Annotated in this window: 20 protein-coding genes; 7 read left to right on the forward strand and 13 right to left on the reverse strand. The window is 60.5% G+C overall.

Annotated features, from left to right (window positions below; all coding sequences use genetic code 11):
- Window positions 1-1288 (reverse strand): stage 0 sporulation family protein (locus GM79_RS01045; protein WP_081867479.1); only part of this gene is annotated, 1288 nt, incomplete at its 3' end.
- Between the two features lie 529 nt (window positions 1289-1817).
- Between GM79_RS01045 and GM79_RS01050 the strand changes: the two genes are divergently transcribed.
- Window positions 1818-2582, forward strand: coding sequence for a M57 family metalloprotease (locus GM79_RS01050; protein ID WP_235183887.1), 765 nt, complete (start codon window positions 1818-1820; stop codon window positions 2580-2582).
- Between the two features lie 161 nt (window positions 2583-2743).
- On the forward strand, window positions 2744-3553 hold the full coding sequence (locus GM79_RS01055; protein WP_035557833.1) for a M57 family metalloprotease: 810 nt from the start codon (window positions 2744-2746) through the stop codon (window positions 3551-3553).
- 207 nt (window positions 3554-3760) lie between these two features.
- Here the strand turns inward: GM79_RS01055 and GM79_RS01060 are convergent, their stop codons facing one another.
- The 7 genes from GM79_RS01060 to rsfS form a co-directional block, all read right to left on the reverse strand.
- On the reverse strand, window positions 3761-6436 hold the full coding sequence (locus GM79_RS01060) for a S8 family serine peptidase (protein ID WP_035557836.1): 2676 nt from the start codon (window positions 6434-6436) through the stop codon (window positions 3761-3763).
- 152 nt (window positions 6437-6588) lie between these two features.
- Window positions 6589-7755 carry a zinc-dependent alcohol dehydrogenase gene (locus GM79_RS01065; RefSeq protein ID WP_035557839.1) on the reverse strand — a complete coding sequence of 389 codons (1167 nt, stop codon included), beginning with the start codon at window positions 7753-7755 and terminating at the stop codon, window positions 6589-6591.
- Between the two features lie 109 nt (window positions 7756-7864).
- Window positions 7865-8758 carry a hypothetical protein gene (locus GM79_RS01070; RefSeq protein ID WP_152559765.1) on the reverse strand — a complete coding sequence of 298 codons (894 nt, stop codon included), beginning with the start codon at window positions 8756-8758 and terminating at the stop codon, window positions 7865-7867.
- 214 nt (window positions 8759-8972) lie between these two features.
- Window positions 8973-9755, reverse strand: a complete 783-nt coding sequence (locus tag GM79_RS01075) for a UDP-2,3-diacylglucosamine diphosphatase (protein ID WP_035557842.1) — start codon at window positions 9753-9755, stop codon at window positions 8973-8975.
- Entirely contained in the window at window positions 9752-10411 is a 660-nt protein-coding gene (locus GM79_RS01080; RefSeq protein WP_035557845.1) for a lactate utilization protein C, read from the reverse strand. Before GM79_RS01080 ends, GM79_RS01075 begins: the two co-directional genes overlap by 4 nt.
- Before the next feature lie 170 nt (window positions 10412-10581).
- Window positions 10582-12702 carry an ATP-dependent zinc metalloprotease FtsH gene (ftsH, locus tag GM79_RS01085; protein ID WP_035557847.1) on the reverse strand — a complete coding sequence of 707 codons (2121 nt, stop codon included), beginning with the start codon at window positions 12700-12702 and terminating at the stop codon, window positions 10582-10584.
- A gap of 116 nt (window positions 12703-12818) precedes the next feature.
- Window positions 12819-13199, reverse strand: coding sequence for a ribosome silencing factor (gene rsfS, locus GM79_RS01090; protein WP_035557850.1), 381 nt, complete (start codon window positions 13197-13199; stop codon window positions 12819-12821).
- 22 nt (window positions 13200-13221) lie between these two features.
- On the opposite strand from rsfS, the gene GM79_RS01095 reads away from it, so the two are divergent.
- The 3 genes from GM79_RS01095 to GM79_RS01105 all read left to right on the forward strand — a co-directional run bounded on the left by GM79_RS01095 (window position 13222) and on the right by GM79_RS01105 (window position 18208).
- Window positions 13222-14025: a biotin--[acetyl-CoA-carboxylase] ligase gene (locus tag GM79_RS01095; RefSeq protein WP_235183888.1), complete on the forward strand. Its 804-nt coding sequence runs from the start codon at window positions 13222-13224 to the stop codon at window positions 14023-14025.
- A gap of 267 nt (window positions 14026-14292) precedes the next feature.
- Window positions 14293-14922 carry a T9SS type A sorting domain-containing protein gene (locus GM79_RS22580; protein ID WP_051718345.1) on the forward strand — a complete coding sequence of 210 codons (630 nt, stop codon included), beginning with the start codon at window positions 14293-14295 and terminating at the stop codon, window positions 14920-14922.
- Between the two features lie 274 nt (window positions 14923-15196).
- The gene (locus GM79_RS01105; RefSeq protein WP_035557875.1) at window positions 15197-18208 is read left to right on the forward strand and encodes a DUF2723 domain-containing protein; all 3012 of its coding nucleotides are present in this window, start codon (window positions 15197-15199) and stop codon (window positions 18206-18208) included.
- 98 nt (window positions 18209-18306) lie between these two features.
- Here the strand turns inward: GM79_RS01105 and GM79_RS01110 are convergent, their stop codons facing one another.
- The 4 genes from GM79_RS01110 to GM79_RS01125 form a co-directional block, all read right to left on the reverse strand.
- Window positions 18307-21345, reverse strand: a complete 3039-nt coding sequence (locus tag GM79_RS01110) for a T9SS type A sorting domain-containing protein (RefSeq protein ID WP_035557853.1) — start codon at window positions 21343-21345, stop codon at window positions 18307-18309.
- 114 nt (window positions 21346-21459) lie between these two features.
- Window positions 21460-21792: a CBM35 domain-containing protein gene (locus GM79_RS01115; protein ID WP_035557855.1), complete on the reverse strand. Its 333-nt coding sequence runs from the start codon at window positions 21790-21792 to the stop codon at window positions 21460-21462.
- A gap of 59 nt (window positions 21793-21851) precedes the next feature.
- The gene (locus tag GM79_RS01120; RefSeq protein WP_035557857.1) at window positions 21852-22403 is read right to left on the reverse strand and encodes a hypothetical protein; all 552 of its coding nucleotides are present in this window, start codon (window positions 22401-22403) and stop codon (window positions 21852-21854) included.
- A 59-nt stretch (window positions 22404-22462) separates the two neighbouring features.
- Window positions 22463-23023 (reverse strand): hypothetical protein, encoded by a 561-nt coding sequence (locus tag GM79_RS01125; protein ID WP_035557859.1) that lies wholly within the window; start codon window positions 23021-23023, stop codon window positions 22463-22465.
- Window positions 23024-23361: 338 nt separating this feature from the next.
- On the opposite strand from GM79_RS01125, the gene GM79_RS23535 reads away from it, so the two are divergent.
- Together GM79_RS23535 and rlmB are read left to right on the forward strand one after the other, a co-directional pair.
- Complete coding sequence (locus tag GM79_RS23535; RefSeq protein WP_072008489.1) at window positions 23362-24639, forward strand: GWxTD domain-containing protein; 1278 nt, start codon at window positions 23362-23364, stop codon at window positions 24637-24639.
- Window positions 24585-25637, forward strand: a complete 1053-nt coding sequence (gene rlmB / locus GM79_RS01135; protein WP_081867480.1) for a 23S rRNA (guanosine(2251)-2'-O)-methyltransferase RlmB — start codon at window positions 24585-24587, stop codon at window positions 25635-25637. The genes GM79_RS23535 and rlmB overlap by 55 nt, the downstream gene beginning before the upstream one ends.
- A 292-nt stretch (window positions 25638-25929) precedes the next feature.
- Here the strand turns inward: rlmB and GM79_RS01140 are convergent, their stop codons facing one another.
- Window positions 25930-26355 (reverse strand): hypothetical protein, encoded by a 426-nt coding sequence (locus GM79_RS01140; RefSeq protein ID WP_035557862.1) that lies wholly within the window; start codon window positions 26353-26355, stop codon window positions 25930-25932.
- Window positions 26356-26602: the final 247 nt, after the last annotated feature.

The following is a 26602-nucleotide window of genomic DNA, read 5'->3' on the forward strand; positions in this document are numbered from 1 at the left end:
CGCGCGGCGCGCGGCCTTCGCGGCCTTCCCGCGGCTCGCGGGGCGGCCGGGCCTCGCGGGACTCGGTAGCGTTTTCGCTGGCGGCGCGGGGCTCGCGGGTTTCACGCGGCTCGCGGCCTCCCTCACGGGGGGCGCGGGCTTCGGGCGCTTCGCCTTCGCCACGGGGCTTCTTGCGTTTGGAACGCTTGGCGCTCGACTTGATTTTGTCGTCGAGGCGGTCGAGCGAGCCTTCCACGATGGCCGAAACTTCGGGCTCGGGCGCTTCCTCGCGGGGCGGCAGCAGGCTTTCGATTTTCTCGCCGCGCTTGTTCATTTCCAACAGCTCGCGCACGCGGGCCGTGTCCAGCATCACCCAGTTGTTGTCGCCTTTGAAGGCAAACCACATGCGCCGGCGAAAAATATCGGTTTTCTGCAGAAACGCCTCGCCCCGTGCGGTTTGCAGCGGGCGCTGCACCTGCGGAATATCCTTCAGGGCGTCGAGGTAGGCGTCGAGCTCGTAGTTGAGGCAGCACTTGAGGCGGCCGCACTGGCCGGCCAGCTTTTGGGGGTTGAGACTCAGGTTTTGGTAGCGGGCGGCCGTCGTGCTCACGGTTTTAAAGTCCGTCAGCCAGGTCGAGCAGCATAGCTCCCGGCCGCACACGCCGATGCCGCCGATGCGGCCGGCTTCCTGACGCAGCGAAATCTGACGCATCTCCACGCGCACCCGAAACTCGTCGGCCAGGCGGCGGATAAGCTCCCGGAAATCAACCCGGTCTTCGGCCGAATAGTAGAATAGGGCGCGGGTACGGTCGGCCTGGTACTCCACGTCGCTCAGCTTCATGCGCAGGCGCAGCTCGCCCACCATAGCGCGGGCCCGGAACATGGTGCCGTTTTCGAGGTCGCGCACGGCTTCCCAGCGCTCCACGTCGTCGGGCGTGGCAATGCGCAGGATGTTGCGGATTTCCTTGGAGTCGGTGGGCACTTTCTTTTTGCGCATCTGCAGGCGCACCAGCTCGCCTTTCAGGCTCACGTGGCCCAGGTGCCAGCCGCTGCCGGCGGCATCCACCACCACAGCATCGCCGGTGACCAGCGGCAGGCGCAGGTCGTTGCGCATAAACTCTTTGCGCCCGCCCTTGAAGCGAACTTCTACGATGTCGAACCCGGCAAACGAGTCTGGGACTTCCACGTCCTGCAACCAATCGAATACATTGAGGCGGTTGCAGCCCCCGGTGCTACAGCCCCCGTTGGATTTGCAGCCGCCCGGCTTGGTGCCGCAGCCCCCGCCGGAAGAACATGATGAACAAGCCACTAGAAAGAAATTATATAGTTGAGGGAAAATAAATTTTCCACGAAAATTCGGTTCCTAGCAAAGATACACAATTAGGCTAGGGGGTTTCCGGCCATTTGAGGCCCCGCTAAGTAAGGCACTAAGTACCGAGCGGTTATTTTTTGAGTAGCAGCTAACCGCTTTTTTTCAACAATTAAAAAGTTGCGACGGCTACCTATAGTCGCTTTGCCTGGAAACACACGCTTGACTCCTTGATTAACAAAGCACTACTCAATGTTAAACAGAAGGAGCAAATTGAAGATTGGCATGTTCACCAGAAACGTATAAGATTATGTCAATTGACTGTTGCAGGGATAATGGCAAATAGCTTTTTCAGGACAATTGAGCGCTTATTTTTGTAATATCTTCAATTTATATCTTAAATACCGTTTCGAATTACAATTATTCTCCCCTAATTGCGCTCATTCTTCAACCAAACAAACACCTCCCCAACCACTGCATGAAAATGAAAAATGTACTGTCCGTCGCCGCACTCAGTGTAGCATCAGTAATGTCACTCTCCTCCTGCTCGAAAGAGAAGGAAGCAACAACTCCTGTGGTTGAAGCAGGTATCTCCCAAGAAGTAATTGGCCAAATCAAGAGCATGGGTTTTGGCACGGCCGATGCCAAGAAAGTTGACGGTGGCTACCTGGTGGAAGGCGACATTATGCTTACCAATGAAAGCCTGGCCGAAGCGGCCGATTACAAAATGCTGCGCGTAGGCGACGAGGAGCAGTACCGCACCAACAATCTGGTGAGCGTGGGCACGGGCCGCACCATCAGCATCCGTGTTTCGACGGCGCTGCCTTCGGCTTACGTCACGGCCACCAACGAATTGATTAATCGCTACAATGCCCTGGGCCTGCGCATCCGCTTCACCCGCGTTACCTCGGGCGGCAATATCGTGCTGAACCCTTCGCCAGCTGGCGCAGGCTATCTGGCCTCGGCAGGCTTCCCTTCGGGCGGCAATCCTTTCGGCCAGGTTTTGGTGAACCGCAATGCCATCGGCACGGCCAACGCCAGCACCTACATCGCCACCATTCTGGCCCACGAAATTGGTCACTGCATCGGCTTCCGCCACACCGATTACGCTGGCCGCCAGTATAGCTGCGGCGGTGCTGCCGTGAACGAAGGCGCCAGCACCGTGGGTGCAGTTTATATTCCCGGTACGCCTTCCGGCAACGACCCGAACTCGTGGATGCTGGCCTGCGTCGGCAACGGAGTTAACCGTCCGTTCAATACAAACGACCGCACCGCGCTGAACTACGTGTACTAGACGAGGCTTTTGCTTTCTTGCTTTCCACTAATCATAAGGCCTCAGCTCCTAAGGGCTGGGGCCTTTGTGGGGAAGGAAATCAATTTAATAATTGTATCCTCAAATCATAAAATAGCTCATTTACCAAACCATTTTTCATCACCATATTCCAACCCGTTCCCATGAAGAAAAGAAGTCTGTTTTCCGCCTGCTTGTGCCTCGCTTCGGCGCTTGCCTTTTCGTCCTGCTCGAAAGAAAGCGAATCGGTAACTAAATCGGATGAAGTAACGCCGGAAGTGCTCAGCCAAATCAAACAGCTTGGCTTCACCACTCAAGGCGCGATGGCCGTTGAAGGCGGCTATGTTGTGGAAGGCGACATTTTCCTCACCAAGCAGGACCTTGCCAACCCCAGCCCCGTGCAGCTCATGCGCGTGGGTGCCGAAGAGCAGTACCGCACCACCAACCTGGTGAACACGGGCTCCGGGCGCACCATTACGATTTCAGTATCGACTGCTTTGCCCTCGGCTTACGTTACGGCGACCGACGAGTTAGTGCGCCGGTATAATGCCGAAAACCTGACCCTGAAAATGGTGCGGGTATCATCAGGTGGAGAAATCACCCTGGCCCAGGCGCCCAAAAGGGCCCGCTACCTGGCTTCGGCTGGTTTCCCGACCTCTACCGGCAACCCACACAACCAGGTGCTGATTAACTCCGGTGCCATTGGTACGGCCAATCCAACTACCTACATCGCCACCATTCTGGCGCACGAAGTGGGCCACTGCATCGGCTTCCGCCACACCGACTACATGGACCGCTCGTATAGCTGCGGCGGTGCGGTTTCGAACGAAGGCGCCAGCACCGTGGGTGCCATCCTGATTCCCGGTACGCCGGCCGCCGCCGACCCCAACTCCTTCATGCTGGCCTGCATCGGCTCGGGCGCCAACCGTCCGTTCAACGCCAACGACGTAACGGCCCTGAACGCGCTGTACTAGTCAGCAAGCAATTCCTGACAAAAGCACCGGTTCTTGCGAGCCGGTGCTTTTTTTCGCTCGTTGGTTTTGTAGGCGACGGGAGGTTTAAACGCCAATGCCTTCGGACCAGGCTACTTGTTAACCTTGTTGGGAAACGGTCCAACCCTTCTCCTGATTGGCCTGCACCCATTTAAGCCGGAAGCCAAAAGCAAGAAGACGAATCCACTTTTATTGCAGCACGATGCGGATAGTCTGCTCGGCTTGGTTTGCCATCCGCACCCGCAGCAGGTACAGGCCGGGCTTTAAGCCATTGGTATCTATTTCGTTGATAACACCATCGATTTCGGCCTCGCGCTGGAATCTGCCCAGCATATCAAATAGCCGGATGCTTACCGGGGTGTCGGTATTGACGACGAGTTTGAGCAGTTCGCCGGCCACCAGCGGGTTGGGATACGCCTGTGCGGCCCCGGCTTGCAGGCGGAAAGCCTCTTCAACGTTGCTGTAGAACTGTTGCCCGGCCAGATTATCGAGGCGCACGCGGTAACGGTAGCGACCGGCATTTGGCGGAACATCGGTCATCACAAAACCCGTCTGCGTGACCGGAGAAAGAGTTTGCACGGGTTCGAAACCGCCCGCGCCTATGCGTTCCAGCGTGGCCGATTTCAATTGCGCCACGCTACCCAATACCACATCGAAGCGCACGGAATCGCCAACGAGCTGCCGGGGCAGAAAAGAGCGGAAGTAACACGCCACGCCCTGCGTCGTGTAGTCGATGGTACTGCCTGGCTCAGCCACCAGCCCTTGCACCACCGGCGCCACGGCGTAGTAACGATTTTTCAACTGCGCACCACTGATAACGAGGGTGGTATCAGTGGTGCGCAGCAGTGAAACCAGGGTGGTAGCGCCCAGCTCATACACTTGGTATTGCGTCACGCCGGGGACTTTGGCCCACTGCAACAGCGCTTGCTCGGGGCAGGCATAACCGACCTGCAGGGCCGGCGCCTGCACGATGGCAAAGGTATCCGAAGGAAAAACCAGACTACCCGCTACTAAGCGCAGCTGCGCCAGCGTGGTCGTATCGGGCACGACCCAGGCCACCTGATTGAGCGCCAAGGCCACCGCCGGATTACCCAGGCGCCACTGGGACTGGCCCACCGGGCGGTACTCCAGGCGGGCAGTGGTGGCCGGGCCGCTCCACTGCCAGCGTAGCGTGGTAGCCGCATCAGGCAACACGTTACCTGGGCTTTGCGGGCTAACCCAATCCAGCCCCACCGGGCTTACTTCATAGGCCAGGCTGAACGGCTGCGGGCCCTGCGGCACGCTGAAGCCGCGCACGCGCAACTCGTAAGCACCAGCGGCGGGCACGGCCAGGGTTATTTGCTCGATGTTGTTCAGATGGTCGGCGCGGCGGCGGGCGGGCAGCACCAGCGAGTCGGCGTGGGGGTAGGCGCTGAGCACCCAGGGCCGCCAGCGCTGGCCCGTAGTGCGGGAAACCAGCTCCAGGTCCAGGTCGTTGACGAGGGCGCGGGCGGCGCCGGCAGATGCTGCCGGGTCGTTCCAGACCAAGGTGGCCTTGAGCTGCTGCTGGCCCGCTGGCACCATAATGGTGAACACCTGCTCGTTGCCCTGCGAAGCGACAGCCGTAAAAAACCGCTGGTCGCGCATGGTCTTGATGGCACCCAAGGCATCGGCCTGGCCAAACCCGCTAACGAAATCGACTTCCGGGCGGCCCAGGTCGTTGGCGCTGTTCAGGAGCACGGCTTTCACCAGCGCTGCGGTGGGCAGCGCGCCGCCGTTGCCGTCGCGGTACGCCTGTTGCAATAGCAGGCTGATGCCCGACACCAGCGCCGCCGATTCGGAGGAACCGCCTTCGCCGTAGGCTACCAGCTCCGGTTTTACGCGACCATCATACGCCGGGCCGCGGGAACTCAGTGAAGACACTTGCCCCGACGGGACGGTGGCGCCCACGGTGAGCGTGTTTTTTGACATCTTGAACTGGCCCGTCAAGTTCGCCACGGCCGCAATGCCCGCGTAGGGACCTTTGGTACTGGTCAGCGCCCCGGAATTGCCCGAGGAAAAAACGTGCAGCAGGGCTGGAAACTGCTGCAGCTGACGGTCATATTCCTCGGTTTCCAGGCCGTAATAATTCTCGATGGCTACCCCGTAGGAATGGTTTTGCACCGATATTTCGTCCTGCGCCAGCTGTGCGCCATCGTCGGGTAGCAGGCGGGCAAAATTCGACGTGGTCAGGCGCACTTCCCGCGCCACGCCCCGGCCTTTGGGATGAGAATTACCGGCCCCGCCGATAAGCGTGGTCATGTCGGTGGCGTGGGGAGAAGGCGGGCCGGGGAAATTAGCCGGGCTCACTACCCGCCCTTTAAAGTCAATGTCGTTGGGGTCAAATGGCAATTCTTTCACCGAAACAGTCAGGCCCTGCCCACTGAGCTGCGGAAACCGCGCCTGCACCGCCGCGATGGCATTCACCGAGAGGTCCGAGTTGTTCAGCTGCCGCTCGGTGCGGGCCAGGCGGTCGGCCACATCAACGAAGGACACCAGCGGACAAGCCGCCAGCATGGCAATGGCGGCGGCCGGGAGGCCCGTCACGGTTAAAATATCAACGGAAGAGGTGGGCTGCGTTACCCCCGCGGCCGGCAGCTGCTGGTGCGCCCACTGCACAAAAGCCGCTTTGTCGGTCACGCGCACGCGCACGGTGCGCAGGGCTTTTTGCGCAGTCGCGGCTTGCAATATCGGGGCCATTTTGGCCTGAGGCGCAGGACGTGCCGGGTCTTGCGCGTGGGCAGTGCCAACCGCCGCCAGCACAACCAGTATCGCACTTACCCAGCCGTGCAACAACGGCCCCGACTGCTTGTGCGCCTTGGTGCATTCCCCTTGTTTCAACCCCATGTAGGCAAGTTCATTGGTAGAAAATCAGCGTTCGTCGCTTCTCCCAAAGATACCCTAAACAGGGCGTTGAAACGAGTGGCTCCAGCCGGCCCAGTTTGCAAAAAAAGAGCCCGCACAACGCGGGCTCTTTTTTTGCAAACTGGGCCGGCTACTTACGAACCGGGTATCAGCACAACCTTGGTGCAGTTGTCCTTCTTGTTGCGGAAGATGTCGTAGCCGTGGGCGGCTTCGCTCAGCGGCAGGCGGTGCGAGATGATGTCGTCGAGGCGCACGTCGCCGTCGGAAACGTGCTTCAGCAGGCGGTCGATGTGCTTGTGAGCGGGTGCCTGACCGCCCTTGAGCGTGATGCCTTTGTCGAAGAACTGGTGGATGGGGAAGTTGTCGAAGGGCGAGGAATACACGCCCAGCACCGACACGAAGCCGCCCCGGCGCACGGCGCTCATGCAGGCCAGCAGCACTTTGTCAGAGCCTTTTTCAACGTTGATAATGGCTTTGGCACGGTCCGCCAGGTTACGGTCGGGCTCGAAGCCCACGGCTTCCACGCACACATCGGCACCGTAGCCGCGGCTCTTGCTGCGGATTTCATCTACTACCTGCTGCTGGCTTTCCCAGCGAATGCCTTCGGTGTTGGCAGCCTTGGCGGCCAGTTCGAGGCGGTATTGTTGGGTATCGACGATGATGACGCGGCTGGCCCCGCGCAGCCAGGCCGATTTGGCGGCCATGATGCCCACCGGGCCGGCTCCGAAAATGGCCACCACTTCGCCGCCCTTCACCCCGGCCCAGTCGATGCCGGTGTAGCCGGTGGGGAAGATGTCGGTGAGGAAAAGCACCTGTTCGTCGGTGAGGTTGTCCGGCACTTTGCGGGGGCCGAAGTCGGCGTAGGGCACGCGCACAAACTCGGCCTGGCCGCCGTCGTAGCCGCCATACAAATCGGTGTAGCCGAAGAGTGCGCCTCCTTTTTCGGTCATCAGGCCACCTTCGGGGCCGTAGTGCTCGGGGTTGGAATTTTCGCAGTGGCCGGGCAGCTCGTGGTTGCAAAACAGGCAGTGCCCGCAAGCCACCGGAAAAGGCACCACCACGCGGTCGCCGCGCTTGAGGTTGCCAACGCCCTTGCCCACCTCTTCCACGATGCCCATAAATTCGTGGCCCAGCGTCATGGGTCGGGGCTGCGGAATGCTGCCGTTGTAGATGTGCAGGTCGGACCCGCAAATGGCCGTGCTCGTGACGCGGATAATGGCGTCGCGGGAGTCCAGGATTTCGGGGTCGTCGACCGTGTCAACGCGGACGTCGCGCATGCCGTGAATTCGGAGAGCTTTCATGAAAAGAGGCTGGAAGTGGAAAGGAAGAACTTCCCTTGCTAACGGCCCGATTTTACAGAGGTTACCGCTATTTAACGCCACCAAGGCCTAAGCCCAACACTTACTTCAGCTACTTCCACTGATATACTGCGACTCCGGCCGCCGTGAAAATATAGGCGTATGATTCGCCCAGTAGCACCTGCTGTACTGCGGCCGGGGCGACGTCGGCGGGCAGGGTCACGCGGCGCTCGGCCAGGTTGTAGAGGTGGAAGAAATGGATGGCGCCGGCCTCCAGATAATACAGTTCATCGCCCCGAAAACCCACGGAATTCAATCCGATAAAGGGAATTTTCTTCTTGTAGTTGCCCAGGTTGTCGAACACGTACACGCCCGTGACCTTGTCGACCAGATACAGATTGTTCTGGTAGTGACGCAGGAACCGGAAGTCCGGCCGGGTGCGGCCAATAATGAGGTCGAGCGGCGTGTTCTTGACTAGCCGCAGGGTGTTGGGGTCGAATTCGCGCAGCTCCAGGCTGCTTTCGTCGAGCAGCCAGATGCGGTTGTCGGGCGCCAGGGTGGCCACCCGAATCATGCCATCGACAAAATCTGCCAGGCGCACCTCGGCGATAAGTGCCAGAAACCGGTCCAGCAGCACCAGTTGCTGGCGGTCGTCGTTGAAAACGAGTACCGTAGTCACGTTCCAGGCTTCTACCTGGGCGGCGTGGCCGGGCTGGGCGGGCGCAAACGTGTTCAGGGGCAGGCCTTCGGGGCTGAACTGCCGCAGGTTGTTGTCGGCATCGGCCACGTACAGCGTACCGCGCCGGTCTAGCGAGGCCGCGCCGGGGTTGCGCATTTTGATGAGGCGCACAAATTTCCAGGGTACCTGACTCGCCACGCCCGCGGAATCGGCTACTGGCATGAGAATGGTCTGCACCGGCGCTACCACTGCTTTGGCGGCGGGCGCCACCGAGGCCGCCCCAGGCACGGTACGCTGGGCCTGCGCCGTAAACACCAGCAGGAGCAAGCCACCCAGTAGCTTGAAGCGGCTGGGGAGTTCGTTTACTGTTTTTGAAGGAATTAAAAATGAAGAGTTAAAAATTAAAAATCTGACCTTCAGATTTTTAATTTTTAACTCTTCATTTTTAATTCTGTTCAACAAATCGGAAACTGTTCTAACCAAGCGGCCATGTTGCACTATGCGCCGCACCAAGTTGCGGTAGGGCGCGAAAACCCCGAAATCACTTCTCAAAATGCCGCAGGGCCAGCTCGTTGCCATCATACACGCCATAGGAGCAATAATTGACCCATTCGCCCAGGTTAACGTAGCGACTTCCGGGCCCCACGGCCACATCCAGAGGCAAGTGCCGGTGGCCAAACACGTAGTAGTCGTGGTGCAAACGCGCTTCGACGTCACGGCAGTATTGCAGCAACCATTCCTCGTCGCCGTAATAGGTGGCGTCGTCCTTACCGGTTTGCATGCGGCTGCGGCGGCTCCAGCGGTTGGCCATGCCAATGCCGAAGTTGGGGTGCAGCCGGGCAAACAGCCACTGCGCCAGCGGCGCGCTAAAAATCCGCTTCAGCACTTTGTACTGATGGTCTTTCGGCCCCAATCCGTCGCCGTGACCGATGTGAAACTGCTGGTTGCCAATGCGCTGCGACACCTCGTGGCGCAGCACCGGAATACCCATCTCCTGGGTGAAGTACCCGAACATCCACATGTCGTGGTTGCCGGTAAAAATGGTGATGGGCAGGCCGCCATCGGTCAGCTCCGCCAACTTTCCTTGCAAACGGCTGAAACCCCGCGGAATGGCGTGCTTGTATTCAAACCAGAAATCGAAGATGTCGCCCAGCAAATAAATAGCCGCCGCGTCCTTCGATACTTCATCAAGCCAGCGCACAATGCGCCGCTCCCGCGCCAACGACGAAGCCGCATCGGGCGCACCGAGGTGGAAGTCGGAGGCAAAATACACCCGGCGGCCGGGCGGCAAAGCCAGGTCGGGCAACGTGTGAGGGGGCTTCATAAAGGCAGAATTTCGGCGTCGTCTTCCAACAGGAACAGTGCCAGGCGGCGCGGGCCGTGCGCCCCCAGCACCAGGGTCTTCTCAATATCGGCGGTGCGGCTGGGGCCGCTGGTGAGCGAAATGACGGACGGCATTTGGGTGCCAAACCGGGCCTGCACCGCGCGCAGGGCCTCCCCTATATCGGCCACTACCTGGCTGGGGCGGGCTAGCACCAAATGCTGGTCGGGGTAAATGCTCAGGCGACGCCCGCTGGCCGTGGCCGCCGACACCAGCACGCTGCCCGTGCGCGCCACCAAGGCTTCGCAGGAAGTCAGACTCACATCCGCCCGCTCAATAAAATCGGTTTCATCGGCCCGAAAGGCGATACCCGCCGCTTGCAGCAGCGCCTGCAACTCGGGCTCCCACACGTAGGGCGGCCCCACCTGCTGGCGCTCCCGGAACCCGGCCACCTGCATTGCCAGCTGCGCCAGCGACTCGCAATAATAAAACTCGCCGCCCACGCGCTGGAAGCTTTCCGCGAAAGCCACCACCGCGTCGCTGTTGTTCAGCGGCGGATGCACGGGTGCGGTAAAGTCGGGCCGGGGCGGCAGCGGCGCAGGCTGCGCCAGGCTTTGGCGAATGCGGGCAAGCACGGCGGCGCGGGAACTTTCTGCCATGAATTAAAAAAGCCGGTTTGAAGATTCAAAGGTAACAGGCCGGTCCTCAGTGCAACCGTTGGTGCAGCGTGGCCACAAAAAAAACCAGCCCTCGCGGACTGGCTTTTCTCAGTTAGCAGCTAACCAAAAGAAAGCTAACAGCTGTGAGCTAAACGCTAATAGCTAAATACTTACACGCCAGCCACCGCGTTGCCGCTGGGGGCTGAGGTTTCGTTGTTGCGGTCGTTGTCGAGGCCGGGCAGATTCAGCTCGGGCAAGTCGCTGATGACGCCGGCGGCGGCCTGTTCGCCGCGCACTTCGCTGGCGGTTTCGCTGCGGTCGGTACCGGCCATGTGGGCCTGGTAGTTGGTCTGGCTGTCGAAGGGACGCGGGCCAACTAAGCGGGTCAGGTCCTCCTGCTGAAGCACTTCCTTTTCCAACAATTCCTTGGCTACCACTTCCAGCTCATGGCGGCGCTCGGTGAGCAGCTCCTTGGTGCGGGTGTAGGCATTTTCGATGATGGTACGCACTTCCTCGTCAATCATCTGCGAAGTGGCTTCGGAATAAGGCTTCGAGAAACCGTACTCGCTCTGGCCTTTCGAGTCGTAGAACGACACATTGCCCAGCTTGGCGTTCATGCCGTACATCGTCACGATGGAGTAGGCCATTTTGGTGATGCGCTCCAGGTCGCTCAGGGCACCGGTGGAGATTTTGCCAAACACCAATTCCTCGGCCGCCCGGCCTCCCAGGGCCATGCACATCTCGTCAATCAGCTGCTCGGTGTTGTACAGGAACTGCTCTTTGGGCAGGTACTGCGCGTAGCCCAGCGCCGCCACCCCACGGGGCACGATGCTCACCTTCACCAAGGGGTCGACGTGCTCCAGGAACCAGCCCGCGATGGCGTGGCCGGCTTCGTGGTAGGCCACAATGCGCTTTTCACCGGGCGAAATAATTTTGTTCTTCTTCTCCAAACCGCCGATTACGCGGTCAATAGCATCGGTAAAGTCCTGGTCGGTGATGAACTTCTTGTCGCGGCGGGCGGCAATCAGCGCGGCCTCGTTGCAGACGTTAGCAATTTCAGCACCCGCAAAGCCCGGCGTCTGAGCCGACAAACGGCGCGCGTCCACGTCGGGACCCAGGGTCAGGGGCTTGAGGTGAACCTGGAAAATCTCGGTGCGGCCGTTGATGTCCGGCTTGTCGATGCTGATTTGGCGGTCGAAGCGGCCGGGACGCAGCAGGGCCGAATCCAGGGTATCGGGGCGGTTGGTAGCAGCGAGGATGATAACGCCGGAGTCGGTGCCGAAGCCGTCCATTTCCACCAGCAGCGAGTTCAGGGTGTTTTCACGCTCGTCGTTGCCGCCGGGGGCACTGCCTTTGCTGCGGCTGCGGCCCACGGCGTCAATCTCATCAATAAAGATGATGCAGGGCGCCTTGGCCTTGGCCTGCTTAAACAAATCACGAACGCGGGCCGCACCCACGCCCACAAACATCTCCACGAAGTCGGAACCCGACAGCGAGAAGAACGGTACATCGGCCTCACCAGCTACAGCTTTGGCCAACAGGGTTTTGCCGGTGCCGGGAGGGCCTACCAGCAGGGCGCCTTTCGGAATTTTACCGCCGAGGATGGTGAACTTGCTGGGGTTCTTGAGGAACTCCACAATCTCCTGCACTTCAACCTTCGCTTCTTCGAGGCCGGCTACGTCTTTGAAAGTGATTTTAACCTTGTCGCCACCCTCAAACAGCGCGGCTTTGCTCTTGCCGATACTGAAAATCTGGCCGCCCGGGCCGTTGGCGCTACCCATGCGCCGCATCAGGAACCAGAAGCCCACAATCATCAGAATGATGAGACCGTAGCCGCCAATAAAATCCATGGCGCTCTGCCGGGAATCAATGTTGAGGGGCAACTGCTGAGCCACCGGCAAGGGCTTTTGAATGCGGTCCAGGTCTTCTTTAAAAAGCTTGGCATCTACCACCGGGAAGTAGAATTGGGCGCCCGTGCTGGCCATGCCAATGGGGCTGCGGCGCGCGAGCTCCTGCTTGTACTCGGCCTTGCGGAGAGCTTCGGGGGTGAGATTAACCTCCACCATCTTCTCGTTGATGAGGGTAATCTCCTTGACATCACCGGTGGCCAGCATCTGCTCGAAGCGCTGCTGATTGATTTTGGTGGGTGAGCCGGAGTTGTTCACCCACATCACGCCCACCAAAAACAACAGCAGACCGCCCAGCACCCACAACTGCATGCCCGGCCGTGGATTGGGGGCGGGCAGCAGAGGCTTTTTCTTTTTAGTGTTATTGAGATTTTTATCCGACATGAAAATAGCTAGTTAAATCAGGTTATAACTACGAGCGAAACACCGCGCCGAAAACAAATGTTCGGTTCCGATATGACGTATTCCCAGCGTATATATTTTATCCGGTCGGCCCGTTTTTATGCCGGCTCGGCTTCGATGTAGCTGATGTCGGCATCGCCCCACAGCTCTTCGAGGGCGTAGAACTTGCGGCGGTCGCGCAGGAAAACGTGCACCACGACGTCCACATAGTCCAGCAGCACCCACTCGCGGTTGGTGCGGCCTTCGGTTTGCCAGGGGCTTTCGCCGGTCACTTTTTCTACTTCCTCTTCTACCGAGCGGGCCACGGCCTCCAATTGGGTATCGGAATTGGCCGAGCAGATGATAAAATAATCCGCCACCGCGTTTTTAAGCTCCTTCAAATTCAGCACCACGATGTCGGATGCTTTCTTGTCCTGCATGCCGCGTACGACCAAATCTGCCAATGTGTCTGAATCCTGACGGACCAACGTGCTTTTCATATTCTGTTATTAGGGTTGAGCTTTGCAGCCGAAAGTCTACGAAGTTAACGAAACGCGAAAGAAGGCCGTGGTTATCACCCCTGAAACCTTGTTCACGGGCCAGCAATTGGTATGGTTGCCGGCCTGCGCCTCCACCAATACGGAGGCGCAAATTTTGATTGTCCAAAACCGGGCCAGCGACGGCTGCACCATAATTACGGACTTTCAGACCGCTGGCCGGGGCCAGCGCGGCAACCACTGGGAGGGCGCGCCCGCCGAAAACCTCATGCTTTCGGTGGTGTGGCAACCCACGTTTCTGGCCGCCGCCCAGCAGTTTCGGCTCAGCCAGGCCGTGGCGCTGGGCGTGCACGACTGGGCCGCCACCCTGCTGGGCCCCGACCCCAAGCTGAAGCTGAAATGGCCCAACGACCTGTACTACGGCGACCAAAAGCTGGGCGGTGTGCTGATTGAAAACAGCCTGAGCGGCCCGAAGATTCAACACAGCATCATTGGCATTGGTCTGAATGTCAATCAACAAGCCTTTTCAACAGCCACGGCTACTTCCATCGGCCAGCTTACAGGCCGCGCCTATGCCCGCGAGGTACTGGCGGCCCGCCTGCTGGAGTGCCTGGAGCGGCGCTACCTACAGCTACGGGCCGGGCAGGTGGGCAAACTGCGGCAGGAGTACCTGCGGGCGCTCTACCGCTACCAGGAAACGCACTGGTTTGTGGTAGATGGCCGGCGGGTGCAGGGCCAGATTGTGGGGGTGGAGGACGATGGCCGGCTGGCCGTGGCCATTGGAGACGCGCTGCGGCGGTTCGGCATGCAGGAAATCCGCCACGGGTAGCAACCTTTTCGGCCACTTTGGCATCAGCAGGGGGAACCCGGATTTTTATAAAAAAGATTGGCCAACCCGGCTGTCGGATTAGTACTTCAGGCGTTTTTTTATTGCCCAAGAACAACCTTTCGCGTTTTCATCGGTCTATCAATCCGAAACCATTTGCACTACGTTTCTGAAAGCCAATAGCCTAGCCAATCCGGCACGGTGCTTGTCACGTACCGTTCGAGAGCAACGTTTGCTTATCATTCTCCCGCTTTTTCTGCAGTCTTAATTATGAAGCTTTTTACCCGCTGCTTTTTTCTGTTGACAGTGCTTGGACTGCCACTGGGGCCTGTATTGGCTAAAATTGTGAACGTGACCATTGGCAACAATTTTTATTCGCCTGCAGAGGTAACCATTGACCCCGGCGACCAAATCAATTTTGTGTGGCAGGCGGGCGTTCACCCCACCGTTTCGGATAGTCCTACCCCGCTCTGGCAATCTTTCACGCTGAGTGCTTCGACTCCAGCCAGACTCCTGCCCGCGTTTAATACGCCCGGCTCATTCCCCTACCACTGCTCGGCCCACGGCTCGCCGGGCAACGGTATGAACGGGATTATCGTCGTTCGCCAAGGCACGGTTACGTCTACCACGAACCCTGCACTGGCTGCTGCCCTCAATGTATACCCCAACCCCAGCCGCGGCCAGATAACCGTGCAGCTGACCCAAAAACCGGGCGTCGATTACACATTTCGCCTGAGCAACATCATCGGCCAGCAGCTGCGCGTTATCGCCCTGAAACCGGAGCTGACCAGCGCCGGCCTGCTGGTTGATTTGAGCGACCTGCGTACGGGCATGTACTTCTACAGCCTGTTGGCCGATGGCAAAGTGGTGGCCACGAAGCGCCTCGTGCTGCAGAACTAACCCGTTTTTTCTGATTTGAGAACCAGAAAGCAGCTTCTAGCTGCTTTCTGTGTTTGTGGGCTATACCCGGCCGGGCATTTCCGCCGCAGGAGCGGCGTGGCGAATAGCGCTCTGGAGCGAAAGTGGAAAGTTAGCCGCCGCGGCTGCGCCCGGAACTTGATGCGACTGCAACGTTGCAATGCCTACTTTTGACTTTTAACTGGTTTTCTAACTTTCGTTTCCCGACCCTTTGCCTGCTGCGTTGGCCGTTGGGGCCTGCGTTATTCCCGATTCTATGCGTTCTTTTAAAAGCCTGAACAACCTCGTCGGCTGGCTCGTTTTCGCCATTGCTGCCGTCACCTACCTGCTCACTCTGGAGCCCACTGCTTCGTTCTGGGACTGCGGCGAGTTCATTGCCTGCTCCTACAAGCTGCTGGTGCCGCACCCGCCTGGCGCACCCACCTTCCTGCTGCTGGGCCGCCTGATGTCGCTGTTCGCGTTTGGGGACGTCACCAAAGTGGCGGTGCTCATCAACGCCTTGTCGGGCCTGAGCAGCGCATTCACGGTGCTGTTTCTGTTTTGGATTATCACCCGCATGGCCCGCAAGCTGGTGCTGCGCCACGATGCCGTGGCCAACGCCGTAGCCGCCGAAGCCCTGGAGCCGACCGGTGCGCAGGCACTGCTCATTCTGAGCGCGGGTGCGGTGGGCGCGCTGGCTTTTGCCTTTTCCGATTCGTTCTGGTTCAACGCTGTGGAGGGCGAGGTGTACGCCATGTCGGCGCTGTGCACGGCCGCCGTGGTGTGGATAATGCTGAAATGGGAGGCGCGGGCCCACGAGCCCGATTCGGACAAGTGGCTCATTCTCATTGCCTACGTCATCGGCCTGAGCATCGGCGTGCACTTGCTGAACCTGCTGACCCTGCCCGCGCTGGGCTTCATCTACTACTACCGCCGCACGGCCAACCCCAGCACCAAGGGCGCTATTATCGTGATGGTGGTGAGCATGATTATCGTGGGCTCCATTATGGTGGGCATCATTCCGGGCCTGCCCACGCTGGCTGGCAACTTCGAGGTATTCTTTGTGAACACCGTGGACTTGCCATTTAACTCCGGCCTGCTGATTTTCCTGGTGCTGTTTGTCGGCCTGATTTACTTCGGGTTCCGGCAGTCGTTTCAGCAGCGCAGCAAACTGCTGAACACGGCCATGCTGTGCTTCGTGTTCATTCTCATCGGCTATTCGAGCTACCTCATTGTACCGATTCGCAGCTCGTTTAAGCCCACCATCAATGAAAATGCCCCCGAGGACGTGCTCTCGTTTGTGAGCTACCTCAAGCGCGAGCAGTACGGCTCGCGGCCCTTGCTCTACGGCCCGCACCTATTTTCGCAGCCCGACCATTACGAGGAAGGCGCGCCGCGCTACGCCCGCGACGTGAAAAGCAACACCTACAAGGAAATTTTGCCCCGCCAGCAGGAAGCCGGCTACCCCGACGGCGACAAGATGCTGCTGCCGCGCCTCTATAACTACGAGCCCGACCAGATTGCCAACTACAAGAAGTGGGTGGATATTCAGGACGGCGTGAAGCCTACCATGGGTCAAAACCTGGGTTTCATGCTCCGCTACCAGATGGGCCACATGTTCTGGCGCTACTTCATGTGGAACTACGTGGGGCGTGAGTCCGACATTCAACAGGCGGGCGTGGTTACGCCGTTCAGCCCGGCCGCCAGCACGCTGCCGGCCCGCATTGGCGAGAGCCCGGCCCACAACAACTTCCTGGCGCTGCCGCTTATTCTGGGTTTGATTGGCCTGTTTTACCAGAGCCGCCGCAACAGCAAGGACGCCTGGGTAACGGGCCTGCTGTTTCTGATGACGGGCCTGGCCATTGTGTTCTACCTCAACCAGCCGCCGCGTGAGCCGCGGGAGCGCGACTACACCTTCACCGGGGCCACGTTTGCCTTCGCCATCTGGATAGGCCTGGGCGTGCTGGGGCTGGCCGAGCTGCTGGGCAAAGTGGTGAAAGCCGACGGCCTGCGCGCCGGCCTGGCCCTGGCGGCGGGCCTGCTGATTCCGGGCATTATGGTGGCCCAGGGCTGGGACGACCACAACCGCTCGGACCGCTATAACTCGGTGGACTCGGCTAAAAACCTGCTCAACAGCTGCGCGCCGAACGCCATCCTGTTCACCAACGGCGACAACGACACCTTCCCGCTCTGGTACGCCCAGGAAGTGGAAGGCGTGCGCACCGACGTGCGCGTGGCCGTGCTCTCCTACCTGAACACCGACTGGTACATCGCCCAGATGAAGCGCCGCTCCTACAAATCGGAGCCGTTCCCCATCAGCATGGGCGCCGACCGCTACGCGCAGGGCACTAACGACTACCTGCCCTTCGCCGCCAATCCGGCCGTGCCCAGCGTGAACCTGAAAGAATTCTTGCAACTGGTAGCCGACAACAACCCGCTGCTGCAAGTGCAGTACCAGGAAAACGGCCCCGGCATGATGTCCTTCCCCACGCCCAACTTCTACCTGCCCGTGGATACGGCGGCCGTGCAAAAGCTGGGCATTATTCCCAAAGGGCGGGAGAAACAGCTGGTTTCGCGCATGGAGTGGAGCATGGGCAAGCGCGCCATTGAGAAGAAAAACCTGGTGATTCTCGATATGATTGCCACCAACAACTGGGAGCGGCCCATCTACTTCAGCAGCACCGTGGCCCCGAGCGACTACATGAACCTGCAGCCCTACTTCCAGCTCGAAGGCATGGCCTACCGCCTGCTGCCCCTGAAAGACCCCAACTACGACCCCCGCAGCGGCGACGAAGGCTACGTGGAAAAAGACATCACCTACCAGCACCTGCTGAAGGATTTCAGCTACCGCGGCTTGCAGAACCCGACCATTTTCTACGACGAAAACCACCTGCGCTTTCCGGCCAACTACCGCGACAAGTTTGCCCGCCTGGCCAACGCCTACCTGGCCGATGGCAACGTGGTCAAAGCCCGCGAAGTCGCTGTTAAGTGCCTGGAGCTGATGCCGGACAAGGCCGTTCCCTACGACTACTACTCGCCGCAGCTGGTGCCCGCCCTGGTAGCCGGGGGCGAGCAGAAGAAGGCCGATGACATTCTCGACACCATGACGCGCCGCTCGGAGCAGATGTTGGCGTACTACTCCACCAAGCCCGATGCCAGCCTCTTCGAAGACGACCAGCGCGGCTACCTGCTGGGCCTGCAAAGCGTGTATCAGGCGGCCGAGCGCAGCGGCGACGCCGCCCGCAGCACCAAAGCCCGTGGCCTGATGGAGCAGTTCTATCCGCGCTAAAGCGGCCGTTGTTGATAAGTAGAAAGGCCGGTCTGCAGTGCGCGGGCTGGCCTTTTTTGTGCGTGCTTTATTACTGCTGTCAGGTATTTTTTGGGTGGCTAGTGCTGAATATTGAGGTTGTAGTTAAACGTGTTATTGCCCTGGCGCAATTGCATGCGGTATAGCCCCGCCGGGAAAAGGCGCGTGTCAACCTGTACGGCTGATTCACGTGTTGTAAGCCCGTGCACCAGCCGGCCCCGGTCATTGTATAACTCTATCCGAAAGGGCTGGGCTGCGGCGAACGGGCTGTGAATGTTCACATACGCATCGGCCGGGTTTGGGAATACTGCCGCGCTGGGGTTTCCTACCCGCACTTGCGCGCAGTAAAAACCGTTCAGGTTGTCGGCTACATCAATACTGGCCGACGCGGTAGAACCGCTCCCGCCGCTACCCGAACAATTGGTGAGGTAATCGGCGTGCACGGTGGTGACGCCCGGCGCGGAACTTACCTGAACCGTGGCTTCGTCGCCGGATACGTAGAGGAGTTCTCCGTTGTCAACCCGCCAGCTTGCGACAGAAACATTCCCGAAGACAGTTGCCTGCACGGTGACCGTGGTACTGATGCACACGCTATTGTAGCCAGATGAGGCCTGCAAGCCGACGTAGCCGCTGCCGACGGATACCGTAGCCCGCAACGGCAAGCTGGATGTGTAGCCGTTCCGCGTAGCTACTACTTGCAGCGTGGTCGTGCCCGTGTAGCCAGGCGTAGCTTCCACCAATACGGCGGGAGTGTTTTGGCCGCTCACAATTCGCAGGCCGGGGCCAACGGGCAACCAGGCGTAGGTTGTGTTGGGCTGGCCGGGGCGGGGGCAGTCTGCCACGCTAAAAGTGGCCCTAGCTCCGGGGCACAGGGACGTGGGCGCCAAAGCAAACACAGGCTTTTCCGTCAGGCCGGCCAGCTCGCCAACCAAAAAATCACTGGTTGGCTTATCCTTTCCCTCAACGTGCCTTATGTTGGTGCTTGCCCCAAAATAGGTGTCAAAGGGTATTTCGTCGTTGCAGCGTAGGTTTCGACCCAGAAGCACCGTACCGGGGTTGGGCAGGCTGGCAGATGTTTGGTAGCCGCTCATGCTGCGGTATTGAAACCCCAGCGCGCTTACCGTCGGAATAAAACAACTATTGGGTACCACATTTTTAAAGGTGGTATTGCGGCTGCCGGTGGCCGCAATCTGCTGTTGCGTGTCATACCACCCGCCTGGGGCAAGGTCGTAGCTTGTTGTAGTGCCTTGGGCTGTAGTAAACCGTTTGTTAGGTCCATGCCAAGTCCAGGTCAGCAACTTAACATCGCTTCCTATCTGGCCTTTAAACACGTAGCAAGTGGCATTGGAGGGAGCGAAATCAATATCGCCAAGGGCAACAGTACCTGGTCTTGCATTACGGTAAAACCACAGGTGTCTTATAGTACCAAATTTAAAAACGTCCTTCCGTTTCTCTAATTGCAGAGCCGTGCCGCAAGAGCTGCCTACCTGCAAGCCGCCATCCAAACGGCCATTGGAAATAGCAACGCGGCGTAGCTGCTCGGGGTAGCCAAACGAGCCGGGCCGGCCGTTGTTGCGCAGGGCCAGCATGAACCGGTCGCGGTAGCCAGGCGCTCCAAGCACGGAGTAGGCCCCGGCCGTGTGGTGGTGCACCAGCAGCTGCTTCGCGGCCGTGGTGTTGAGCCGGGTCTCGAATTTATCCTTCGCGTCTTCCTCGTGGTACTGGAAAAAGCGCAGAAACTCCTGGAGCCCAATCGGAATATTGGCGCCCTGGTGCGGCACGTCCAACGACACCCACAGGGCCGTGTTGTGGTCCCATTGCGGGTTGGCCGGCTGGCCGGTGCTGGTCAGGGCGTACTGCCGCTTTTCCATGTAGGCCAGGGCGTAGCGCGATACCAGCCCGCCCATGCTCGGGCCGATGATGGCAAATTTCTCGCTGGCTGAAGCCAGACGCGGTTTCAGCTGGTTGAGCAGCGCGACCAGCACCAGCGCGTTGCGCTCCACGTAGTCGGTGCCGCCGTCAACATTGTCCGTTGTCATCGTGCCGTTCAGCCGGCGCCGGGGCGAGTTGGGGAAGTTGAGCAGGACAACATCCCGCTGCAGCTGGTCCGCCGCCAACAGGATACCCGCTCTTTCCAATAGCTTGTAGAAGCCTGTTTCAATGCTAATGTTGGAAAGTCCACTACCATCCTGCGGGTCGAACCCATCCAGAATGATGAGCGGCTTGCGGAGCTTGTAAGTAGCCCCGCCGCTGTTAGTGTATTCCTGCTGGCTTTGGGTATTGTGCAGCACTACCCGCACCTCGCCGGCACCAAACAGCGCGGCGGAGCCGTCGTAGCCGGCGAAGCTTTCCTGCGCCGTGATGTTCTCCAGCGGCAATGGCAGCGACAACGTGGGCCGAGACGCCACGTAGGGCCGGACGTAGAGCGACGAGCGGCAGATTTTCTTGGACCCGTCGGTGAACGAAATGGTGTAGGTGAGCACTTTACTCCCCCCGTTGGGGTACTGCACGGCCCGGCGCTGACCGGGGCCGCAGGCTACCGGCCCGGCGCCATTGCCAAAATCCACGAGCAGGCTGCTCACGCGGCGCGTCCGGTTGCCCAGCAGTAGCTCGGCAGGAACGTAGAAGGAGGTACTGGCCCGAATCGTATCGGCCATTGCTGCCGCCACCGTCACGAAACCCGTCAGGTAGGGCGAGCGGGGCGCGGAGGCCACTTCGTAGTACAGGCGGTTGGCTTCCAGCAGCCGGTTGTCGTCCACGGCCAGGGTGTCGAGGTAGTTCAACTGGTAGTCGAGCACGGCCAGCGCCACCGAATCCCGGCTCAGAAACCGGCGGCCCTTTTCCCGCAGCTGCGCCTGCGTGAGGGGGAAGGCAGCGCCGGGCGAGTAGGCGGCGTTGCGCAGCTCCAGGTACGCCTGCCGCAGGTAGCCAACGGTGGCCGTATCGGGCTGGGTGCCCTGCCCGAAGCTGGGCAGCATGGCCAGGGGCAGCACCCGGTCGTAGAGAATGCCGGTCGTGACGCGCGCCCGGCTCAGGTGCTGGGTCAGGCTGTCAACCAACAGCGTGTAGTCGTTGGGGGTGGCCTGCCAGTTGTTGGTGGCGATGGGAAGCAGGGGCATCACCTGCAGGTAGTCCAGGTTAATCCAGCCGTTGTCGCCGGCATCGTAGCGGTAGGCAATGGTGTTGGTGCCGGCCCGCAGCGTGACGACGTCGGACTGCCCGGCCCAGTTGTTCTAGGCCAGCGTGGCAGGGAACCGGGCCTGCGTCACGTCAACGCCATTCACGTAAACGCTCATGGTGCGCTCGGTGGCAAGGGCGGCAGCATAGCGCACTTTCAGGCCAAAGGGGCCAGCGGCGAGGGCGTTGACCGTGAACGTGACCGAGGAGGCACCCGCCGTGGTGAGGTATTGAACGAAGCCGCTGCCGGTGTAGCCCGCCGCGCCCGTGCCAACGTTCGCCGCTACAAGCTGGCCCGCTTCCGCCTGGTACGTAACCGGAGCCTGCGCCTGCCCATTAGTCGTTCGGAACAACAGGCAGATGAAAAAGAAAAGGGAGATGTGTTTCATACAGCGAAAGAGAGAAGTGGTAAAAAAGAGAAAATGGCAACAGCTGTAATTCCCGTCGTTTAGCGTTCGAAGCGCAGGTCGAAGCGGCCCTGGGTGATGGTGATGCCCGCGTTGGTGCTCACCTCGCGCGGGCTCATCTCGAAAGTGCCCGAAACAATGTTGTTGACCGTATCAAAGCGCGTGATGATGAGCCGGCCCGGCGCGTCGGGACCCGTGTAGTAATCAAAACGCGGATTAGGCCGCTGCCTATTAAATTGGCCATAGCCAGTGTTATTGAGCCCGCTGGTAATGGCCGGAACCTGGTTAAGCACAAAAGTGCCGGCCTGTCGAATATCAGGAAGAAAGAAACCGATTGCCCAGTCTTCCTGTATTGAAAATTGATGAAATCCCAGGCTAAGCGAGCGCCCTCCCCTGGTTTTGCGCCAGGAACCGTTAACCGGCCGGCCCGTGCTGATGGAACTGGATTTGGGCACCCACGCCTTGCCGTCAAACAACCAGCCGGCCGTGTTTTTGCCCTCCTGCGAGGCTTTGGGGAGGCTGGATTCGGGGTCGTCTTTTTTGCAGGCCGCCAGGCTCAGCAACAGACAGCCGGGTAAGAGGAGCTTTTTCATGCGTGAAAAGGGAAAAGTGGTAAAAAAGAGAAAATGGCAGCAGCTGTAATTCCCGTCGTTTAGCGTTCGAAGCGCAGGTCGAAACGGCCCTGCGTGATGGTGATGCCCGCGTTGGTGCTCACCTCGCGCGGGCTCATCTCGAAAGTGCCCGAAACAATGTTGTTGACCGTGTCGAAGCGCGTGATGATGAGCCGGCCCGGCGCGTCGGGGCCCGTGTAGGCGTCGCGGTCGGGGTCGGGCCGGGAGCGGTAGTATTGGCCGTAACCAGGGTTAAACTGCGGGGTGAGGTAGGTTGGCGCAAGGTTGAGCAAGAAGGTACCCGGCTGCCGGATGTCGGGCAGATAGAAGCCTACGCCCCAGTCTTCCTGCACTGAGAATTGCCGGAGGCTCAGGTCGAGCGAGCGTCCACCTCTTGTTTTGCGCCAGTAGCCGTTGACCGGCCGGCCCGTGCTGATGGAACTGGCCTTGGGCACCAGGGCCTTGCCGTCGAGTAAGAACCCGCCGGTGCCCTTGCCCTCCTGCGTGGCTTTGGGGAGGCTGGATTCGGGGTCGTCTTTTTTGCAGGAAGAGGCCGCGAATAATACAGCAGCGGCTAAAGGCAGAAATAGGCGAATGCACATGGTAGAAAAGGGTAGAAAGGACAAAGCAATGATAGCCGGTTCAAATTGATTTTCAGTGTTATTTCTTAGTTGGCAGCCCTTTGCGGGCGTGCGGCCACAGGGCGCTGAGATAGCCGGACAGCCCGCCGCCCCGCCGCCGGAATCGCTGCCGTTTCCCAAGCTTAGCATACTGCCCTGCTGCTTGCAAATAATCTTTTTCGATTCACGTACTTTTCAATTGCTTGATTTGGCCGGCAATAGCCGCAACAAATTCCCTCTAATTCCTCCAAAGCCACTTCTTAATTGCGCTGGTCTATCTGAGAAAAGGACTTTATAAATTCCTTTCCGTAGGTTCACGTATGCCTTTTTCCTCCCGATTTCTGCTCCGTTTTGGTTGGCTGCTGCCGCTGCTGGGCGCCTTCGCCCCGCTGGCCCCGCGCCCCGACTTCGCCGGCCTCTACCGGCCCGGCCCGCGCCTGGAGGTGGACACCCGCCGCGAGGGCGACAGCCTGCGCCTGTACCTGCGGCTGCCCGCGCCGGCCCGGCTGGGCCCCGGCCACCCGCTGCGCGTCACGGCGTGGCCCGGCTACGAGGCCAGGCAAGCGCTGTGGCAGGACAGCATTCCGCGCCACCGGCAGCGCCCGCGCCCCGAGGCCGACGGCAGCGTGCGCCTGAGCTTTTGCTTGGCGGCGGACCGCGTGCCGGCGGGCACGGTGCTGCAAGTCCACACCGGCACCCCGGATGCCAAAGACAACTACCAGGAACCCACCACCACGGCCTGGCTGCGCCTGACGCCCGCCCACCTGGCCCGCTCGTTCGTGCTCGCCGACTCGACGGGGCGGCCGCTGCTGCGCCGCTACGTGCGGACCGGCGAGCTGTTCGGCATAGACAGCTATGGCCTGTACCAGCCGGTGCGCTGGGCGCGCTACGCCGTGGTGCCCCTGGCCGCCCTGCCGCCCATGACCGGGCGGGCGGCCATCGTCGGTGGGCCCCGCATGCTGCCGGTGCTGGATTCGGCCACCGCGCGGCCTGGCGAGGCGTTTCGCTTTGCCGAGCCGGGCCTGTGCGCGTTGCGGGTGGGCGGGCTGGCGGGCGTGGCGCCCCGCACCCTGGCCGTGCTGGTGGCCGAGAATAACTACCCCACCCTCACCACCGCCGCTGAGCTCATTGAGCCGCTGCGCTACCTCACCACCAGCCAGGAGCGCCAGCGCCTCACCGATGCCCCCGACCCCAAGCGCGCCGTGGACCGGTTCTGGCTCGACATCGCGCAGGGCAACCAAACGCTGGGCAAGGACCTGATTCGACGCTACTACGACCGGGTGACCACGGCCAACCAGCTTTTTGCCGCCCACAAGGCCGGCTGGCTCACCGACCGGGGGCTGCTGTACGTGGTGCTGGGGCCGCCACCCAGCGTGCGGCGGCTGTATAATGGCGAGGAGCGGTGGTTTTATTCCGAAGGCGGGGTGAACGGCGGCCCCGTCACTTACACCTTCCGGCCCCGGCCGAGTACCTTTGCACCTGATTATTACGAATTGGTGCGCCGGCCCGAGTACGAATTGCTCTGGTATGCCGCCGTTGAAAAATGGAGAACCCCATCGACCGCCCTGACCGGCCCGAACGTCCCGGGCGCCCGGTAGCCGGCCGCCGCTTCTACGACGGCGACAACCGCCCCGTCACCCCCAAACAGTTCCGCCCCGACCGCGGCGGCAGCGAGTTCGACGAACGCCCCGCCCGCCCCAAAGGCCGCGGCGGCAGCGACAACCGCGACGAAGCCGCCGGCGACCGTACCGGCCGCTCAGACCGTGGCGAGACCCGCCCGCCCTTCCGCGAGCGCGGCGGTGAAGGCTCGAATGAGCGGCCCCGCTATGAAAACCGGCCCGCCCAGGCGGCGAGCATCGACATGCTGTTCGGTCTGCGTCCCATTCAGGAAGCGTTGAACGCGGGCCGCACCCTGGAGAAGATTTTCCTGCTGCGCGGCACCAAAAACAGCCTCGTGACGGACATCTCGGCAGCGGCCCGCGCGGCCGGTATCCAGGTGCAGCTGGTGCCGGTGGAGAAACTCGACAACCTGACCCGCAAAAACCACCAGGGCGCGGTCGCCTTCGTATCGCCCATCGATTACGCGCCGCTGGACACCATCGTGACCGGCCTGTTTGAGGAAGGCAAAGTGCCGTTTTTGCTGCTGCTCGACCGGATTACGGACGTGCGCAACTTCGGCGCCATTGCCCGCACCGCCGAGTGCCTGGGCGTGCAGGCCATTGTGGTGCCCGGCCGCGGCGCCGCCCAAATCAACGGCGACGCCCTGAAAACCTCGGCCGGCGCCCTGAACATTCTGCCCGTGTGCCGCGAGAACAATCTGCAGGACAGCATCCGCTTCCTTCAGCAGTCGGGCGTGACGGTGGTGGCCTGTACCGAGAAAGCCGACGACGCCGTGGGCGCGGCGGAAATCGACTTCACCGGCCCCGTGGCCGTGCTCATGGGCTCGGAAGAAGACGGCATTTCCCCGGAGCTGCTGCGCCTGGCCGATGTGAAGCTGAAAGTGCCCATGGCCGGCCAGATTCAGTCCCTGAACGTGAGCGTGGCCGCCGGCATCATGCTGTTTGAAGTGGCCCGCCAGCGGGTTAATGCCGCTTAAGCAGTGGTGCAAAAGCAACCGCAGTAAAAAAGTTGTCATGCTGAGCTTGCCGAAGCATCTCTACCGCACCGTTGAAACCAGCCAACGAGGCGAGCAAGATGCTTCGGCTGCGCTCAGCATGACAGTCGCAACTTAATGCGATTACCGATGCGCGATTATCCAAGCACTTGCATGAGTACTGAAATAATAGTCGGACCGAAACAACAAGCAAAAGCCCCCTGGATACTTCCAGGGGGCTTTTTGCTTGTTTCACGAAGCGGGAGTAATTCCGGCCGTGGGGGCGCGGTGCGGGCTAGGCGGTAAGCACGGCGCGGCGGGCCGTGACTTCCGCGATGGCCAGCTCCAGTTCGAGCACCTGCACGGCTACCTGCCGCACATCGACGGCTTGCAGGAAGGCGGTGATATTGGCGGCGGCCCCGCTGACGGGCACTACGCTCAGGTCTTCGAGGCGGCGGGTGGCGCTACGTAGCATTCGCTCGTTGGTGAGGTGCTCGGCCGTGCCGGGGGTCAGGGCGGCTACCACCGGCGTGAGCCGGGCCACGGTGTCGGTGAGGGTTTGCCGGACGGAGGCCCGGTCGGTGGCGCGGTCCGTGGCCTGGTCGGCACGAAGGTCGAGCACCGAGTCGCGGACCGTGAACACGCGCAGCTCTAGCTGCAGCGCCTCTCTGGCAGTATCGCAGTCGGCCCAATTGAGCAGAAGTTGGACGGGGAAAGGCATAAATACTTGTGGGTAAAAGTAGTAGCGTGGCACTATTGCCAAGCTGAATGCAAACGCCTTGCATAATACTATATTATGTATTTTCACTTTTTTAATTTTCTTAGGGCAGCAGGGCCAGCACCTCGGCCCGCAACCCGGCCAGGCGGGCCGCCAGCAGCCGCTGGCTGGTGGCCCGGCCGACCGGGTCGGGGTCGGCCAGGGCCAGGTCTTCGACCAGGCCGGCCAGCCATCGGGTGAGGCGGGCCGC

This window comes from Hymenobacter sp. IS2118 (assembly GCF_000715495.1).
In the GTDB taxonomy this organism is placed as follows: domain Bacteria; phylum Bacteroidota; class Bacteroidia; order Cytophagales; family Hymenobacteraceae; genus Hymenobacter.

Excerpts from the sequence above, each read along its gene's own strand:
- GM79_RS23535 (WP_072008489.1), top strand. The coding sequence starts at position 23,362 with ATGCCTTTTTCCTCCCGATTTCTGCTCCGTTTTGGTTGGCTGCTGCCG.
- GM79_RS01050 (WP_235183887.1), top strand. The coding sequence starts at position 1,818 with ATGTCACTCTCCTCCTGCTCGAAAGAGAAGGAAGCAACAACTCCTGTG.
- rsfS (WP_035557850.1), bottom strand. The coding sequence starts at position 13,199 with ATGAAAAGCACGTTGGTCCGTCAGGATTCAGACACATTGGCAGATTTG.
- GM79_RS01105 (WP_035557875.1), top strand. The coding sequence starts at position 15,197 with ATGCGTTCTTTTAAAAGCCTGAACAACCTCGTCGGCTGGCTCGTTTTC.
- GM79_RS01120 (WP_035557857.1), bottom strand. The coding sequence starts at position 22,403 with ATGAAAAAGCTCCTCTTACCCGGCTGTCTGTTGCTGAGCCTGGCGGCC.
- GM79_RS01075 (WP_035557842.1), bottom strand. The coding sequence starts at position 9,755 with ATGAAGCCCCCTCACACGTTGCCCGACCTGGCTTTGCCGCCCGGCCGC.
- GM79_RS01055 (WP_035557833.1), top strand. The coding sequence starts at position 2,744 with ATGAAGAAAAGAAGTCTGTTTTCCGCCTGCTTGTGCCTCGCTTCGGCG.
- GM79_RS01115 (WP_035557855.1), bottom strand. The coding sequence starts at position 21,792 with ATGAAACACATCTCCCTTTTCTTTTTCATCTGCCTGTTGTTCCGAACG.
- rlmB (WP_081867480.1), top strand. The coding sequence starts at position 24,585 with ATGGAGAACCCCATCGACCGCCCTGACCGGCCCGAACGTCCCGGGCGC.
- GM79_RS01125 (WP_035557859.1), bottom strand. The coding sequence starts at position 23,023 with ATGTGCATTCGCCTATTTCTGCCTTTAGCCGCTGCTGTATTATTCGCG.
- GM79_RS01080 (WP_035557845.1), bottom strand. The coding sequence starts at position 10,411 with ATGGCAGAAAGTTCCCGCGCCGCCGTGCTTGCCCGCATTCGCCAAAGC.
- GM79_RS01140 (WP_035557862.1), bottom strand. The coding sequence starts at position 26,355 with ATGCCTTTCCCCGTCCAACTTCTGCTCAATTGGGCCGACTGCGATACT.
- ftsH (WP_035557847.1), bottom strand. The coding sequence starts at position 12,702 with ATGTCGGATAAAAATCTCAATAACACTAAAAAGAAAAAGCCTCTGCTG.
- GM79_RS22580 (WP_051718345.1), top strand. The coding sequence starts at position 14,293 with ATGAAGCTTTTTACCCGCTGCTTTTTTCTGTTGACAGTGCTTGGACTG.
- GM79_RS01065 (WP_035557839.1), bottom strand. The coding sequence starts at position 7,755 with ATGAAAGCTCTCCGAATTCACGGCATGCGCGACGTCCGCGTTGACACG.
- GM79_RS01060 (WP_035557836.1), bottom strand. The coding sequence starts at position 6,436 with ATGGGGTTGAAACAAGGGGAATGCACCAAGGCGCACAAGCAGTCGGGG.
- GM79_RS01110 (WP_035557853.1), bottom strand. The coding sequence starts at position 21,345 with ATGCCCCTGCTTCCCATCGCCACCAACAACTGGCAGGCCACCCCCAAC.